Genomic DNA, 12,012 nt, shown 5'->3' with positions numbered 1-12,012 from the left:
ATCCACGGCCAAACACATCTTGCGTTTTATCGTCGTGAGTTGCGGCTATAGGGATAGGCAAGCAGACCTCTCTTCAGGCACGACAAAATGGCTTAAGATCATCGAAGACTGTAATGGAACACTTCGACTAAAAGGACGCGACATCTTATGGAAATCCCCCTTGCTCAAATCAGGGAGCGTTTGAACAATCGCCGATTTACGGTAGCGGGTAACGCCCACGGGCTATCCGGTGCCGGCACAGTATTTCACTACCATGTCGAAGAAGATTCCGTTTGGGGTACTTACCAAGGTGGCCGGATCCGCCTAGGTCATCAAGTCGGACGCGTGACTGGTCCCGATACTCTTGAGCTTCTTTATCATTGCTTAACTACGGATGGTGAGATTCTTGCTGGCTGGTCTCGTGGCACGGTAGGCGTTGATCACGCAGGACGTACCACTCTGATGTTCATATGGGGTTGGTTGTCGGGCGCGACTGGAGGTGGGGAGTCTAGCTACGTTGAGCTTGCCGCATAGCGGTTAAGCTTTTTGATTACACTCGCGTCCATCTGTGCGGTAGCAACTCGGAGCGATCAATGGGTTGGTGAAAGGCGGTGCGTTCAGCCTCGACGCGAGAGACAAAAATGCCTCGGTCGATTTCGCTTTCGATCATGCGTGCCCAGGCTTGGGCATCGGCTTCGGTTTCGAAGGTTTTTCTTTGAGCTGGATAGCTCTTACGACGGATTTGCGCTTCCCACTGTCCTTTATTAACGGCTGGGCCGCGATTCCTGATTGTTGCCATTTCGACCATTCCCGCCACGTTCAAGTGTGGCAAATTTGTGGCAAAAACGACTTTCAGGACTAGGACAGGTTTCTATTAGGAACGCTATCCCTTGTGTACAAGGGAAAGAAGACCAGGCGGGATTCGAACCCACGACCCCTGCCTTCGGAGGGCAAAATCAAATCCAGCGGGTACTGCCTTTCTCCGCCGCACATGGGCTTTTCCGTCCGGTTGTGTACGATGAATCATGCCCGTATAGTTGTTTTTGCTGTCACCTTGCTGTCACGGGCCGAACATGAAGACCAAAATCACTGGCAAAACGATAACCCGCATTGTCCCAGCGGCGAAGTCCTATCGCATCCACGATACACTGCAGCCCGGACTATCGATCCGTGTTTTGCCCAGTGGTCACGCCAGTTATATGGTCACCTGGGCACGTAACAAGGCGGCTACTCTCGGCCGAGTCGGCGTCATTACGCTCGAGCAAGCCAGGACGGAGGCCTCAAAGTATCTGGCGGACGCCCACGCTACTGGCGAGCCTTTGGCTATCACAGAAAAGCGGGCCGGCGCCGCTATGCCTACGCTCGACCAGTTCCTCACCGATACCTTCGAACCCTGGGCCGTCGAGCATCACCGGGATGCCAAGAATGGTAATCGGGCTATCCGGCACAGCTTTGATGAGCTGCTGGGCCTTCCCCTTGCCAGCATCGATACCCGGCGCGTGGAACAGATCAGAACAGCCTGGCTGCGCGCCGGTCGATCCCCTGCAACGGCAAACCGTAACGTCACTCGACTAAGGGGCGTGCTCAGCCGCGCCGTTGAGTGGGGAGTACTGCAAGATAATCCACTGAAAGTGCGGAAACTCAAGGTCGACGATCGCAGCCGGGTGCGCTACCTCAGTACGGAGGAAGAGACGGCCCTGCGTGAGGCCCTGGAGGCCCGCAGCGGCGTAATCCGCGATGCCCGAGACAGTGCGAATAGGTGGCGGATAGAGCGCCAGAAAGAGCCCCTGGCAGACCTTCGGGCCGTTCACTTCGCTGATCACCTTGAACCGCTGGTGATGTTGTCGATCAACACTGGCGTGCGGCGCGGGGAGGCCTTCAATTTGACCTGGACGGATGTCGACCTCAAGAACAAGCTGATCACCGTAGAGGGTGATACGTCGAAGTCGGGACAGACTCGGCATATCCCGCTCAATCGTGAAGCGCTGGAAACGCTGACCAAGTGGAAAGAGCAGGGCGGCGGTAAAGGTTTCGTCTTTCCAGGCCAAAGCGGGAGCCGTCTTGATAACGTCAAGAAGTCTTGGTCTGGCCTGCTCACGCTAGCCAAGGTGGAGCGGTTCCGGTGGCACGATCTGCGCCACACGTTCGCATCCAAACTGGTGATGGCCGGCGTACCGCTCAACACGGTACGGGATCTGCTGGGTCACGCTGATATCAAAATGACGCTGCGTTACGCGCACTTGGCGCCTGGGACCAAGGCGGCGGCGGTGGAGTTGATTTAGAACGGAGGCTCGAAAGGCACGACCGTCCTGCTTTCTCGGTTTTCCACAACGTGCTCCGCAAGCTGGCTCCAGAAGTTTCGAATCATCCACTTATCCAGGCGACCAACCCCTTCAACCTCCCAATCCGTCAGCAAAGTGGCGGATGGCTTTTCTCGAAATGCCGGGGACGCCTTGATGGTCTCCCAAAGGCGCTGCTCTTCGTAGGTCATTAGCGATGGCAGCCGAAAGCACATATTGATGAACAATTCGCTTTCATCAGTTGACCATATCTCGGAAAAGATCGATCCCAACGCTGAGTTCTGGACGGCTCCATCGTCGACAAACGGAACATCTAAATCAAAGGCAATGTCTTCGATAGCCGCCTCCACGACGCCCGTAATCGACTGCCTGCGCACTCGCGAAATCAACTCAATCAAAAGCCGCACCTTTGGGTCAAGCCTCAGCGTGAGCGTTTCCGTTTTCCGCGCGCCCTGATTGGGCTTGTTCTTGGCCATCGGTTCAGTTCCTAAGGATTTGCAAGATGGCGGATCGTATCTCGTATGTCCGGTATTGTCCACGCACTCACACAAAGTCAATGATTGCAGTTGACGTGCAGTACATACTGCAAATAGGATTGCAGCATCTGGCCCCCGCTAACCCATAACCTGGCCAGGGAGAAATCATATGAATCAGGCACAACAGATCGCCCCGCTCTCTGTGAGCGTTGAGGATGCTGCAAAAATCGTTGGGTACTCGCGCTCCGGTGTTTATGAGCTGATTGCATCGGGTGATTTGAAGGCTTTCAAGCTTGGGCGCCGCCGTTTGATTCTGATGGCCGAGCTGAAGGCTTGGATCGAACGCGCGGCGCAGGCCGGTGCACGATGACTCCTGCGCAAATCATTTCCAGCCTCACCGCCAAAATTGCCACAGCAGGGAACGTGGCGATGATTGACTGCGCCCATGACTTTGCGCGCGGTGCGATCTACACGTTGCACAACCTTGGATTGATCACCATAGATACTTGGAGGCTTGCCACAGACGAGTGCGAGCTATTGGCAGAGCGCCAGTTAACCGAAGTGGGCGGTAGCGCATGAGCAGAATAGAGAGCGCTAAGGCGGTGTTCGAGCACCGCCTTGGCGAAAACACACTGGATAGCACCAACGTGAGGGGCAAACTATGACACGCCATTCTTCAACTGAGCAAGACCGCAAGATGATGGAGGCTCTGCGAAACGGGCCTGTATCGACCATCGAAGCCGCCAAGGAACTGGATATAGTCCAGCCACCCAACACCATCCGACGACTGAGGAAAAAGGGGCACGAAATCCGCACCTTATGGACGTACCAGTCCACCGAGCCAGGCCGCCCGCCTCACCGCGTCGCCAAGTACATCCTTATGCGTGAAGCGTCGTAAACCAGAGAAGCGGGGTGTGTCCTCAAAACTGAGGACACACCCCCCCGCGCCTGCCTGTGAGCTGCCGGTGGGCTTCGCCCCGCTGGTTATCCAGCCGAATTACGCTGAGGTCGATTCAGTGGAATGCCTAGCCACAAAACTACTTAGCCGTGGCGACGCGGTGAGCATTGAGCGTGGGCAGCTCGTCATTCAACCGGCGAGCGGCAAGCCCGTGCCGCCTGAATGGCTGGATCAAAAAGCACTGGAGATTTGCCGATCGGTACTGGTGGCAATTGGAGTCGATGCATTCAGGTATGAAGGCTACAGCGCTGGAAGGTACGGACAGCACAAATCGGCCGGCGTGACTCTGCGCTTCACATCGGTACTGACTGGCGAAACCGCCTACGCCATTTTCAATGTGGAGCTGACCCGCAAACGCACAACGATAGGTGGCAAAGCTGGCGCACCTCTTCCGGCCGGTGAGTTCCGTGTCGGCGAGCGAAGCCAGTTCTACAAGTTCTGGCGGGGCACTGGTCTACCACTTCCTGAGCGGATGCAGAGGTTCCACAAGTGCATGGGAAAGCTGTCCAGCATCTTGTTGGCCGGGGAGGTGAGGAAGGATCGGATTAATGTGCAGTCGCTCCACCCTGTGACCATCACCGAAGACCAGGCGCGTCTCGCAGTTCTAGGGCACAACTTGGGCACAACTGAGGCACAACTAGGGCACAAGGAAGACACAAGGCCAGGGCACAAGGAAACAGCTACAGACCAGGCAGTACGTGGGCTACAGCCGATTCCAACTACGTGCGCTTCAAACCACGAAAACAAGTTAACAAGAAAGGACGATAACAAGGTAATCCCTTACTCCCCTATACACACCACTAAGCCACCACAGGACCAGAGCGTGGATGAGTGGTTGGAGGCATACGTATCCACCTGATCCACTCTGCCGAGATGGCGCCACACGCCCACCAATGAAAAAGGCACCACCCCGTTGCAGGGTAGTGCCTTGGTTACTACGATGCTTTCGTAGTTTGTCAGTCAGCGTCTGTAGGAGCGAACGGCTCGGCGCCTTCACGTAGAGCGCGAAGCCCAATCACCGCCGCCTTGGTCACGCGATCAATGAATCCGATCTCCAGCATTGTCGATCGACCACCCATCCCCATGAGTGCAAATTGAATCGCGTAGAACGCTTCGGTTTCATCGTGCGCAGCCAGCGTTGCGACCTCCACGTCAAAGAAACCGATTCCCTTCTGCCAGTCCGCCTCGACACCTGGATTGTTCCGAGGCCAGTTGATCCGTCTGCCTTCTGGGTCGCACTGCGTGAAACTCAGATCGTCGCGTGTCTCGATAGAGGTTTTCATTTGGCGCCCCTCGCTTCAATCGCCGCCATGAGCGCCGCGTCAGTCCTGGCAGGGTGTTCGTTTGCGTCCTTGACGAAAGAACGCTCAGGAATAGCATCCAGATACGATCCGCGTTTGAGAACGGCATCCTCAAGCCAGCGATATACCTCGGACATGAACCCCACTCGCTGCCCACTGAGCGATGCCTTTTCCTCCTCTGTAACTGGGACTTTGGCGTCCAGCGAGGTCAGCAGCAGTTGAAGATGAAGCGCGCCAAGCTTGAGTGGGTTGGATTCCTCGTCGCGGAGGTACTTGAAGTACATTCGGGCTACGATCTTGCCGACTTCGATCCCACCGAAGTAGCCGCCGGTCATCGGGACATCCCAGCTTGAGAAATGGCGGCTATGGTCTTTCCCGGCGAAAGGCAGACGGTCCCAGGCGGATTTCGCCTGTGGCTTTGAGCGCAGGCCGACTTGCTTACCCTTGCGCGCTGAGCCTTTGGGTTTGGAGGGCGCTTTGATTGGCGGTTTTTCAGCTACGGGGCTCATTGGTCACCCCCAACACTTACAGCATCGTGCGCAGCGCCAGAGTAACGATGTGGATAGAGGAAGTTACGGCTGGCGAGAGCGATAACTTCAAGACGGCACTCGATCTCAGTGGCGACCGGGTTATCGAAACCGCCAAGTGCCGGGATCACATGACCCATGAGTATTGCGCGCAGCTCTTTGAAAGTGGCGCGAGCCTCATTCATGCGCGCCATTTCTTCGGAGCTGATGAACACGTCGCGCACGACCTCGCCTTCAAGCACCAAAACAGCCGGGAGGTTGCTCATACGACACCCCCTAAGCAGATCCCGCGTGATGGGGCGGCGCCCGGCAGAACCTTGAAGCTGATGTCGCCCAGGATCTTCAACGGGGCCAGCTCAGTGAGCTTGATGTTGGCCGGCAGCTCCATGGTGGCGATGATCTGGCCGCGCGCATCCAGAATTTGGATGGTATTCTGTTTAAATTGCATGACGTGTACCTCTAAGTTTCGTCGTGTGATAGCCGGCCCGGTGGTTGCACACCGGGTTGGCACCTCTTCTGAGATGATCCAAATCTGGACCATCGATCCAATCGGCTAAGGTTTAAGCTGATTGAACGGGCGGAAACTTCCGCCGATCTAAATACCCTGAATCCGGGGTATTTACTGCTTACCCTTCTCTGCGATCCAGCCTGACGCCCAACTCAAGGGGTCTTTCGACTCCATCGGCTTGAGCGGCTTCCCGTCGCGTGCCGCCTGCTTTCCTGCCTCCTCCGTCTCCGTGTGAATCCACAGCGTGTGCTGCTTGAAACCTGCCTCGCGCTGACGTTCCTTGAATGCACGCTGGCGCAGGGTGTTTGGGTGCTCGGCCTTCTCTGCCATCTGAATTCCTCATTACTGGTAACGTGAAATCATACTGACATAGCATTACCAGTAACGCAATGGATGGATGCAAAATAATTGCAGGCCCCAAATTTGGGGGGAGTGATGCGCGCAAATCCGCTCACATCTGGAAGGGTGAACGATTCGTTCAGGTGAGTTGAACTGCCAAAGCAGGGGATAGGTTCACTCCGCCGGAGGAAACCTCCGAGCCCCAGGTGGTTTCACGAGAAGGTCGTAAAAGGGGTGTCGTTGCTGGAAACGACTCCCCCCACTGGGGGAAGTTACAACCGCATCTGCCGAATGACCTGGCGCGGATCAGCACCGGCGGATATTGCTGAGATAGCGTCCTTGGTCAGTTGGTCCAGGGCCTGCTGTTCGAACGCCTCGGCCATGGATGCAGCCTTGCGCACGATCAGCAGCGCAAGTTCGGGCGGGAATGTGGTCTTGGATGGGTCGGGCAGGTAATCGCAATCGATGACTGACATAGGGGCTCCTGAGATGTCCTGACTTCTCAGGGTATCTCGACGCAGTGCCAGGTGAAAACTCTACATACACGCGAAAAGGCAGTGAATTATCGCGCTGTGTGCCGATTTGGTCTCACTGAGACGGTTTGGTCTATCTGGCAGATCAGGAGTGGTTCCGATTTTCTCGGTACTCAGCCGGAGCGTTGCGAGACAGACCATACGAGCCGAATCGGACCGTATCGCCTGACTGGCCGGTAACGGTCTCAGCGTTACCTGATCGTTACCATGTGCTGGTGGTGCGTACGTGGGGCATTGCCATTGCGCGCCACCTGGGCAACCATGAGGATTCTTGACAGACCCTAGACAGATTCCAGCCCATGGCCGCGCTCAGCAACGAAATCAAAGCCTTTATCGTCCAGTCTCTGGCGTGCTTCGACTCACCCTCACAGGTCGCTACCGCCGTTAAGGATGGCTTCGGCGTGGCGGTGTCGCGCCAGCAGGTCGAGACCCACGACCCGACACGCAAGAGCAGTAAGGGCCTGGCAAAGCGCTGGGTGACGCTGTTCGAAGACACCAGGGCCGGATTCCGGTCTGAGGTGGTCAAGGAGCCGATCGCCAACCGATCCATGAGGCTGCGCGCGCTTGGGCGGATGCTTGAAGAGGCCGAGGCGCGCGGACATATCGTGATGGCGATGAAACTGATGGAGCAGGCTGCCAAGGAGTGTGGCGACATCTACACTAGTCGCAGGGCCAGGACTGACGCGGAAAAATCCGAGCCAGCCGGCCGCGTTGAGGTTGAATTCGTCCTGGCTCCGCACAAGGACGCCTGACAGCAGGTCGGAGCAGGTAATCCCCCGTTGGGGAAACACCCCATGAAAGCCCGCCCCCCCCCGCTGTGGACTGAACACAAATCGACGACCATTCGGCGACTGCTCGACGACCGATCAGCGAATACCGAGATGCGTCCAAAGCTGGACACATCAAATCCGCGCCACGTTTTCAAATCTCGCAAAACGTGGCGCGTAAACCTGACATCCCAAAACGGTAGGTCAGTCCTCCCCGCTCCATCCTCAATCTGAGGTCGGACTGAGCCGAAATCCCGGCCCTGTATCATTTTGGCTAACGTCTACTTACTGCAACAAAAAGACCCTCTCCAGAACGGCCAAAACCAACTATTTCAGTCCGGTTACGTCCACTTACGTGTAACACCTGAGGTGCACCCTAAAAACACTGTACGAATACACAAAAAAGCGTAAATCTGTCCCTCGGAGACACACTTTCAACGCTTGAGAGGGCGAACCAATGACTTTTTCTGCAACAGCACAACCAGCAAAGGGACGCGGCCCGAGCCGTAGTCCGACCAAGGCCGAACTAAAGCTTGCATGGGATCGACTCCGTTCGGCAGCCGCTGGAGGCGATCTTCAGGCCAGTGCGCTACTGATTGCCCTGGCCGAGCAGCGCCCAATCATCGCGCCCACCGCAATCCTTTACGCATAAAGGGCTCGACTCGATGAAAAGCAGTGTCGAGGAAATCCGCCAAATCGTGCGCCAACGTGCCGATTCTCTCGGCGTCAGCATTGATCCACTCCCCACTGGCGGTTACCGCATCCACGGACGTAACGGCTACGTCGACTTTCGTGTGATGGACCTGGCAGACGTGGACGTTAAAGACCTTGCGCCGAAGCGCTGGGACTGACCTTACAAAATTGGAGAAACGAACTCAGATGAAAACACTACGCGCTGAATCTGGTGGTAAAAGCCGCCTGGTGGGGATGTGGAAATTCCCCGAAACCGGCCCATTTGCAGACCTCTACGCCGTCGCTCGCGAGGCTCGGAATCACGTCGAGGGCCTGCAGATCGCGGCAACAGGCATCATCAATGACGCCCGCCGCTCGGATAGCGCGAAGCAGGAAGACATCCGCGCAACCGCGAAAGATCGGCTGTACTTCCTGGGTCAACTGCAGCGTGATTTTGAAAGGTACAAAGAGAAGGTGAAGGAGCGCGCCGAGAAGCTAACCGCTGTGAAGCCTTATCGGGACAATGACCCGATTGCAGTTCAGATCGACCTTGCGCTTGCCGCTCAGTTGCGCGGTATGGAGCCGGCCAAGCGCAACGCTACGCTGTTGGCGGGAGTCGACAAGGCATATCTGGACGCTGCACTTCGCCTCCCTCGCGAACTGAGCGGTGTCAGTAGCGAGTGGTACGCCCGAATCACCAAAGAGGCCCTGGTGCGCGCCAATCCCCGCGAAGCGCAAGAGATCGCAGAACTGACCGAAGCAGCAGACGCCGCACAGGACACGCTCCGAAGAGCCTTTGGCCTGATCAGCGCTGACGCCGGCATCAGTCTCGACGACCGAGTTGGTGCGGCTGGCGAGGCTGCAAAAGAGCTTGTGAAAGGCCCAGCAGAATCGACCATTGAGCGCATCCAAGACCGCCTGGAACGGGTCAAGCAAGAAGAGGAAGCGGCCGACGAGGCGCTCAAGAAGAAAATCCAAGGCGAAGAGGCTTAAGCATTGGCCAATCCGTTGCCACCAGCAGAGGCGGCGCCGGGCCGAGTTGCCGGGGGGAGATTCGCTCCCGGCCATTCCGGCAACCCTGGGGGGCGCTCAGGCCAAACCCAGGCCATCCGGGAGAAGCTCGCGGCAGGCGCTGACGCGGTAACGCGCAAGATCCTGGCCGCCGCCAAGAAGGGCGATATGCAGGCGTGCCGCCTGATCCTTGAGCGACTGGTGCCACCAGTTAAGGCCACCGCCGAGGTGGTCAGCTTCGACTTTGACGACACCGACCTGCCCAGCGCCGCCAAGTCGATATTGCGTGCAGTGGCGGCCGGCAACCTTCCTCCCGATCAAGGCCGCTCTCTCATTGATGGCCTAGGGGCCGTCGCGCGAGTGATCGAGGTAGCAGAGCTACAGAAGGCCGTCGAAGAGCTACGCCAGCAGATGGAGGGTATGCAGCGATGAGCGTCAAGACATTGCGAGCAGAGATCAAACGCATCGCCGAGAAGGTAGGCGCCAATGAGGAAATGATCCTGCTGATCGTCCTTGTCGTGGCGAATTGCAGCAAGACCCCGATGAATTTGCCAGAGAAGGTCGGGCACGTCGTCGACTACCGCATAGCAGGGGTGAGCGTGCCGCTGTACTTCCCGTTCTGTGAAATGAATAGCGCCGAGGCCGAGGAGATGGCCAAGGCGATGATCGCCCACGTTATCAACGCAGAGCGCACCGGGTATCGGCCACAGGTCGGAGTCATGGATATGCGCACATTCGCTCCCCCTGGGGCTTGGGTGCTTCGGAAGCCAGCGGACGGAATGAGTCTCCCTGCCTACGTTGCTGAGCAGTACCTGATGATCCTGGGGAGCCGCGAATGAACATCCGCAACGAGCTTGCGAAGCTGCGCCAGCGCGCCAATGCGGCCGCGTCTGAAGACGTTGTAAGGGAAATCAGCGACATCATGGACGAGTTGAGCGCCAACGCGGAACCCGGCGGGGCAACCCGTCAGCAACTATCGCTCGAAGAGATTTTTGACGAATTCACAGACCACCAGGAGCCGTAAATGAAAACCTATCAGGAGCGCTTCGCCGAGGCGTGCAGAGTCACTGAGCTTGAGCGCCATGAGTCTCCAGCAAGGCATTCAGCCTACGAGGTCAGGATCACGAACAACGGGCAAAAGCATTACGTCGACGGCCCGTTCTTCACTTACGAAGAGGCCGCCATCTCGGCAGAGATCCTGCGCAAATCCTGCAGAAATGCCAGGACGGACAGCAAATTCTGCCAGGACCACCCGGCCATCACCCCGCATCTGATCAGGGATTGCCGCTCAGCTCGGGCAAAGCTCGCCGATCTGCTAAAAAACCACCCCTAGGAGGCGCCCATGGCAACCACTACTCAGAAAAAACAGACGGTTGTTGTATCCGGATCACTTGTCCGAATCACAGGAAGACGGGAGCATCCGATCTATACCGAATCAGGCTCCTCATTCCGCAGCTTGATGGGATATTTCAGGCAATTTCCTGGTTTCGAAAAACACATGGCCGAAGGTGCTTCACGGGGCATTAGGTACGCGGTATTCGTTGGAAAACAGAACATCAAGGAGGATGACCTCGACAAGCCAACGGGCCGTGAAGTAATCCGAATAGTCCCGATACTCGCTGGCTCAAAGCGCGCAGGCCTGATCCAAACAGTTATTGGGATTGTGCTGATTGCCGCATCACCATTCACGAATGGCGCAACGCTCGCGCCCGGCATCGCATTGGCTGCCGGTGGCGCAATTCAAATGCTCAGCCCTCAACCCAAGGGGCTTGGGACGCAGGACGGCCCCAACAACCGGGCAAGCTATTCGTTCAATGGTGCAGTGAACACTAGCGTTCAAGGAAATCCGGTGCCGTTGCTATACGGACGCATGATCGTCGGTAGCGCAGTAATCAGCGCCGGCATCTACTCAGAAGACCAGATGTAGCCGACCTGGTGTAAAGTCCTCGCATCCAATACTGAGGACGCATCATGCACAGGAATTTGCTAACGGCCGCCATTGTCTTGCTCGCTGGCTGCTCCAGCACTCCGGTGGAGACAAGCTCCGCAAAACAGGTGCCCGCAGAGCGTATTTACGCCTACCAAGCAGAAGTGCCTGGTGGCGCGATTCTCGTAATCAGTCGCGACAAAGGGTTTTGGGCTTCGGGTGGCTGCTTCGCAACCCTGCTCATCGACGGGAAAAAGGCTGCCCGCATCAACACTGGCGAAGTGGTGAAATTCCAGGTCAAGCCGGGCCGTCATATTGTCGGCATCGCTGGAGATGATGAGGGCAGCGGCCTTTGCGCGATGCAGATCGGCCAGCCAGTCAAGGAGACGGCCTCAGAGGTGGCTGCGGGCGAGGTTCAGAAGTACCGAATCTCTGGCACCCAGAACGGCACGGACATCCGCCCAAGCTCCCTTTGACCTGCCACCGTGTCGAAAGCAACACAGTGTGTTGAAACCTACACACTGTGGCGTTTTCACCACTCGCCCGGCGATGGCTCGGATTTGAGCCATCCGAGATGCGCTCAGTTTTGAACACATATAATGCGCGCAAAGCTGCTCACATCTACCCCGTCTTTTTGAGTATGCCCGAGCTGATACGCGCATATTTACGTATATCCTCGCTTTTCGCTTGATAAGTAACACCCAAAGTGCAACA

23 protein-coding genes and 1 tRNA gene are annotated in these 12,012 nt (G+C 56.9%); 15 read left to right on the top strand and 9 right to left on the bottom strand.

Annotation, left to right across the window (positions count from 1 at the left end):
- Nucleotides 1-147: 147 nt before the first annotated feature.
- Complete coding sequence (locus tag AWM79_RS25650; RefSeq protein ID WP_082712630.1) at nucleotides 148-513, top strand: avidin-fold protein; 366 nt, start codon at nucleotides 148-150, stop codon at nucleotides 511-513.
- Nucleotides 514-529: 16 nt separating this feature from the next.
- Here AWM79_RS25650 and AWM79_RS15730 read toward each other — a convergent pair whose 3' ends face one another.
- Together AWM79_RS15730 and AWM79_RS25025 are read right to left on the bottom strand one after the other, a co-directional pair.
- A complete protein-coding gene (locus tag AWM79_RS15730; protein WP_017132607.1) occupies nucleotides 530-787 on the bottom strand; it encodes a hypothetical protein in 258 nt (85 codons plus the stop codon).
- Nucleotides 788-886: 99 nt separating this feature from the next.
- A tRNA-Ser gene (locus tag AWM79_RS25025) sits at nucleotides 887-957 on the bottom strand.
- 95 nt (nucleotides 958-1,052) lie between these two features.
- Here AWM79_RS25025 and AWM79_RS15725 point away from each other — a divergent pair.
- Complete coding sequence (locus tag AWM79_RS15725; protein WP_060783228.1) at nucleotides 1,053-2,261, top strand: site-specific integrase; 1,209 nt, start codon at nucleotides 1,053-1,055, stop codon at nucleotides 2,259-2,261.
- Here the strand turns inward: AWM79_RS15725 and AWM79_RS15720 are convergent.
- Entirely contained in the window at nucleotides 2,258-2,755 is a 498-nt protein-coding gene (locus AWM79_RS15720) for a hypothetical protein (RefSeq protein WP_060783227.1), read from the bottom strand. The genes AWM79_RS15725 and AWM79_RS15720 overlap by 4 nt on opposite strands.
- Before the next feature lie 169 nt (nucleotides 2,756-2,924).
- Between AWM79_RS15720 and AWM79_RS15715 the strand changes: the two genes are divergently transcribed.
- The 4 genes from AWM79_RS15715 to AWM79_RS15700 all read left to right on the top strand — a co-directional run bounded on the left by AWM79_RS15715 (nucleotide 2,925) and on the right by AWM79_RS15700 (nucleotide 4,572).
- Complete coding sequence (locus AWM79_RS15715; RefSeq protein ID WP_060783226.1) at nucleotides 2,925-3,125, top strand: helix-turn-helix domain-containing protein; 201 nt, start codon at nucleotides 2,925-2,927, stop codon at nucleotides 3,123-3,125.
- Nucleotides 3,122-3,334, top strand: coding sequence for a hypothetical protein (locus AWM79_RS15710; RefSeq protein WP_060783225.1), 213 nt, complete (start codon nucleotides 3,122-3,124; stop codon nucleotides 3,332-3,334). The genes AWM79_RS15715 and AWM79_RS15710 overlap by 4 nt, the downstream gene beginning before the upstream one ends.
- An 82-nt stretch (nucleotides 3,335-3,416) precedes the next feature.
- Complete coding sequence (locus tag AWM79_RS15705) at nucleotides 3,417-3,653, top strand: helix-turn-helix domain-containing protein (protein WP_156430114.1); 237 nt, start codon at nucleotides 3,417-3,419, stop codon at nucleotides 3,651-3,653.
- Between the two features lie 16 nt (nucleotides 3,654-3,669).
- On the top strand, nucleotides 3,670-4,572 hold the full coding sequence (locus tag AWM79_RS15700) for a hypothetical protein (RefSeq protein ID WP_244159566.1): 903 nt from the start codon (nucleotides 3,670-3,672) through the stop codon (nucleotides 4,570-4,572).
- A 97-nt stretch (nucleotides 4,573-4,669) separates the two neighbouring features.
- Here the strand turns inward: AWM79_RS15700 and AWM79_RS15695 are convergent, their stop codons facing one another.
- From AWM79_RS15695 to AWM79_RS15670, 6 genes are all read right to left on the bottom strand, one after another.
- Nucleotides 4,670-4,996 carry a hypothetical protein gene (locus AWM79_RS15695; RefSeq protein WP_060783223.1) on the bottom strand — a complete coding sequence of 109 codons (327 nt, stop codon included), beginning with the start codon at nucleotides 4,994-4,996 and terminating at the stop codon, nucleotides 4,670-4,672.
- Complete coding sequence (locus AWM79_RS15690) at nucleotides 4,993-5,523, bottom strand: hypothetical protein (protein WP_060783222.1); 531 nt, start codon at nucleotides 5,521-5,523, stop codon at nucleotides 4,993-4,995. The genes AWM79_RS15695 and AWM79_RS15690 overlap by 4 nt, the downstream gene beginning before the upstream one ends.
- Nucleotides 5,520-5,807 carry a hypothetical protein gene (locus tag AWM79_RS15685; RefSeq protein ID WP_060783221.1) on the bottom strand — a complete coding sequence of 96 codons (288 nt, stop codon included), beginning with the start codon at nucleotides 5,805-5,807 and terminating at the stop codon, nucleotides 5,520-5,522. Before AWM79_RS15685 ends, AWM79_RS15690 begins: the two co-directional genes overlap by 4 nt.
- Nucleotides 5,804-5,989 carry a hypothetical protein gene (locus AWM79_RS15680; protein WP_060783220.1) on the bottom strand — a complete coding sequence of 62 codons (186 nt, stop codon included), beginning with the start codon at nucleotides 5,987-5,989 and terminating at the stop codon, nucleotides 5,804-5,806. Before AWM79_RS15680 ends, AWM79_RS15685 begins: the two co-directional genes overlap by 4 nt.
- Nucleotides 5,990-6,160: 171 nt before the next feature.
- Complete coding sequence (locus AWM79_RS15675) at nucleotides 6,161-6,379, bottom strand: hypothetical protein (protein WP_060783219.1); 219 nt, start codon at nucleotides 6,377-6,379, stop codon at nucleotides 6,161-6,163.
- Nucleotides 6,380-6,660: 281 nt separating this feature from the next.
- On the bottom strand, nucleotides 6,661-6,864 hold the full coding sequence (locus tag AWM79_RS15670) for a hypothetical protein (RefSeq protein ID WP_044267637.1): 204 nt from the start codon (nucleotides 6,862-6,864) through the stop codon (nucleotides 6,661-6,663).
- A gap of 356 nt (nucleotides 6,865-7,220) precedes the next feature.
- On the opposite strand from AWM79_RS15670, the gene AWM79_RS15665 reads away from it, so the two are divergent.
- From AWM79_RS15665 to AWM79_RS15625, 9 genes are all read left to right on the top strand, one after another.
- Nucleotides 7,221-7,673 carry a DUF2280 domain-containing protein gene (locus tag AWM79_RS15665; protein ID WP_060783218.1) on the top strand — a complete coding sequence of 151 codons (453 nt, stop codon included), beginning with the start codon at nucleotides 7,221-7,223 and terminating at the stop codon, nucleotides 7,671-7,673.
- A gap of 680 nt (nucleotides 7,674-8,353) precedes the next feature.
- Nucleotides 8,354-8,539 (top strand): hypothetical protein, encoded by a 186-nt coding sequence (locus AWM79_RS15660; protein WP_060783217.1) that lies wholly within the window; start codon nucleotides 8,354-8,356, stop codon nucleotides 8,537-8,539.
- 28 nt (nucleotides 8,540-8,567) lie between these two features.
- A complete protein-coding gene (locus AWM79_RS15655; protein WP_060783216.1) occupies nucleotides 8,568-9,353 on the top strand; it encodes a hypothetical protein in 786 nt (261 codons plus the stop codon).
- Between the two features lie 3 nt (nucleotides 9,354-9,356).
- Entirely contained in the window at nucleotides 9,357-9,803 is a 447-nt protein-coding gene (locus AWM79_RS15650) for a DUF5681 domain-containing protein (RefSeq protein ID WP_244159565.1), read from the top strand.
- Nucleotides 9,800-10,210 carry a hypothetical protein gene (locus tag AWM79_RS15645; RefSeq protein WP_060783215.1) on the top strand — a complete coding sequence of 137 codons (411 nt, stop codon included), beginning with the start codon at nucleotides 9,800-9,802 and terminating at the stop codon, nucleotides 10,208-10,210. The genes AWM79_RS15650 and AWM79_RS15645 overlap by 4 nt, the downstream gene beginning before the upstream one ends.
- Nucleotides 10,207-10,395 carry a hypothetical protein gene (locus AWM79_RS15640; protein ID WP_060783214.1) on the top strand — a complete coding sequence of 63 codons (189 nt, stop codon included), beginning with the start codon at nucleotides 10,207-10,209 and terminating at the stop codon, nucleotides 10,393-10,395. The genes AWM79_RS15645 and AWM79_RS15640 overlap by 4 nt, the downstream gene beginning before the upstream one ends.
- Entirely contained in the window at nucleotides 10,396-10,704 is a 309-nt protein-coding gene (locus AWM79_RS15635; RefSeq protein WP_060783213.1) for a hypothetical protein, read from the top strand.
- 9 nt (nucleotides 10,705-10,713) lie between these two features.
- Nucleotides 10,714-11,298 (top strand): tail assembly protein, encoded by a 585-nt coding sequence (locus AWM79_RS15630; protein ID WP_060783212.1) that lies wholly within the window; start codon nucleotides 10,714-10,716, stop codon nucleotides 11,296-11,298.
- A 44-nt stretch (nucleotides 11,299-11,342) separates the two neighbouring features.
- Nucleotides 11,343-11,774: a hypothetical protein gene (locus tag AWM79_RS15625; protein ID WP_060783211.1), complete on the top strand. Its 432-nt coding sequence runs from the start codon at nucleotides 11,343-11,345 to the stop codon at nucleotides 11,772-11,774.
- Nucleotides 11,775-12,012: the final 238 nt, after the last annotated feature.

This window comes from Pseudomonas agarici, assembly GCF_001543125.1.
GTDB lineage: Bacteria > Pseudomonadota > Gammaproteobacteria > Pseudomonadales > Pseudomonadaceae > Aquipseudomonas > Aquipseudomonas agarici.
Note: the sequence above shows the minus strand (reverse complement) of the source record. Positions and strands in the feature narration are given on the sequence as shown.

Coding starts and splice junctions, on each gene's coding strand:
- AWM79_RS25650 (WP_082712630.1), top strand. CDS start 148: ATGGAAATCCCCCTTGCTCAAATCAGGGAGCGTTTGAACAATCGCCGA.
- AWM79_RS15730 (WP_017132607.1), bottom strand. CDS start 787: ATGGTCGAAATGGCAACAATCAGGAATCGCGGCCCAGCCGTTAATAAA.
- AWM79_RS15725 (WP_060783228.1), top strand. CDS start 1,053: ATGAAGACCAAAATCACTGGCAAAACGATAACCCGCATTGTCCCAGCG.
- AWM79_RS15720 (WP_060783227.1), bottom strand. CDS start 2,755: ATGGCCAAGAACAAGCCCAATCAGGGCGCGCGGAAAACGGAAACGCTC.
- AWM79_RS15715 (WP_060783226.1), top strand. CDS start 2,925: ATGAATCAGGCACAACAGATCGCCCCGCTCTCTGTGAGCGTTGAGGAT.
- AWM79_RS15710 (WP_060783225.1), top strand. CDS start 3,122: ATGACTCCTGCGCAAATCATTTCCAGCCTCACCGCCAAAATTGCCACA.
- AWM79_RS15705 (WP_156430114.1), top strand. CDS start 3,417: ATGACACGCCATTCTTCAACTGAGCAAGACCGCAAGATGATGGAGGCT.
- AWM79_RS15695 (WP_060783223.1), bottom strand. CDS start 4,996: ATGAAAACCTCTATCGAGACACGCGACGATCTGAGTTTCACGCAGTGC.
- AWM79_RS15690 (WP_060783222.1), bottom strand. CDS start 5,523: ATGAGCCCCGTAGCTGAAAAACCGCCAATCAAAGCGCCCTCCAAACCC.
- AWM79_RS15685 (WP_060783221.1), bottom strand. CDS start 5,807: ATGAGCAACCTCCCGGCTGTTTTGGTGCTTGAAGGCGAGGTCGTGCGC.
- AWM79_RS15680 (WP_060783220.1), bottom strand. CDS start 5,989: ATGCAATTTAAACAGAATACCATCCAAATTCTGGATGCGCGCGGCCAG.
- AWM79_RS15675 (WP_060783219.1), bottom strand. CDS start 6,379: ATGGCAGAGAAGGCCGAGCACCCAAACACCCTGCGCCAGCGTGCATTC.
- AWM79_RS15670 (WP_044267637.1), bottom strand. CDS start 6,864: ATGTCAGTCATCGATTGCGATTACCTGCCCGACCCATCCAAGACCACA.
- AWM79_RS15665 (WP_060783218.1), top strand. CDS start 7,221: ATGGCCGCGCTCAGCAACGAAATCAAAGCCTTTATCGTCCAGTCTCTG.
- AWM79_RS15660 (WP_060783217.1), top strand. CDS start 8,354: ATGAAAAGCAGTGTCGAGGAAATCCGCCAAATCGTGCGCCAACGTGCC.
- AWM79_RS15655 (WP_060783216.1), top strand. CDS start 8,568: ATGAAAACACTACGCGCTGAATCTGGTGGTAAAAGCCGCCTGGTGGGG.
- AWM79_RS15645 (WP_060783215.1), top strand. CDS start 9,800: ATGAGCGTCAAGACATTGCGAGCAGAGATCAAACGCATCGCCGAGAAG.
- AWM79_RS15640 (WP_060783214.1), top strand. CDS start 10,207: ATGAACATCCGCAACGAGCTTGCGAAGCTGCGCCAGCGCGCCAATGCG.
- AWM79_RS15635 (WP_060783213.1), top strand. CDS start 10,396: ATGAAAACCTATCAGGAGCGCTTCGCCGAGGCGTGCAGAGTCACTGAG.
- AWM79_RS15630 (WP_060783212.1), top strand. CDS start 10,714: ATGGCAACCACTACTCAGAAAAAACAGACGGTTGTTGTATCCGGATCA.
- AWM79_RS15625 (WP_060783211.1), top strand. CDS start 11,343: ATGCACAGGAATTTGCTAACGGCCGCCATTGTCTTGCTCGCTGGCTGC.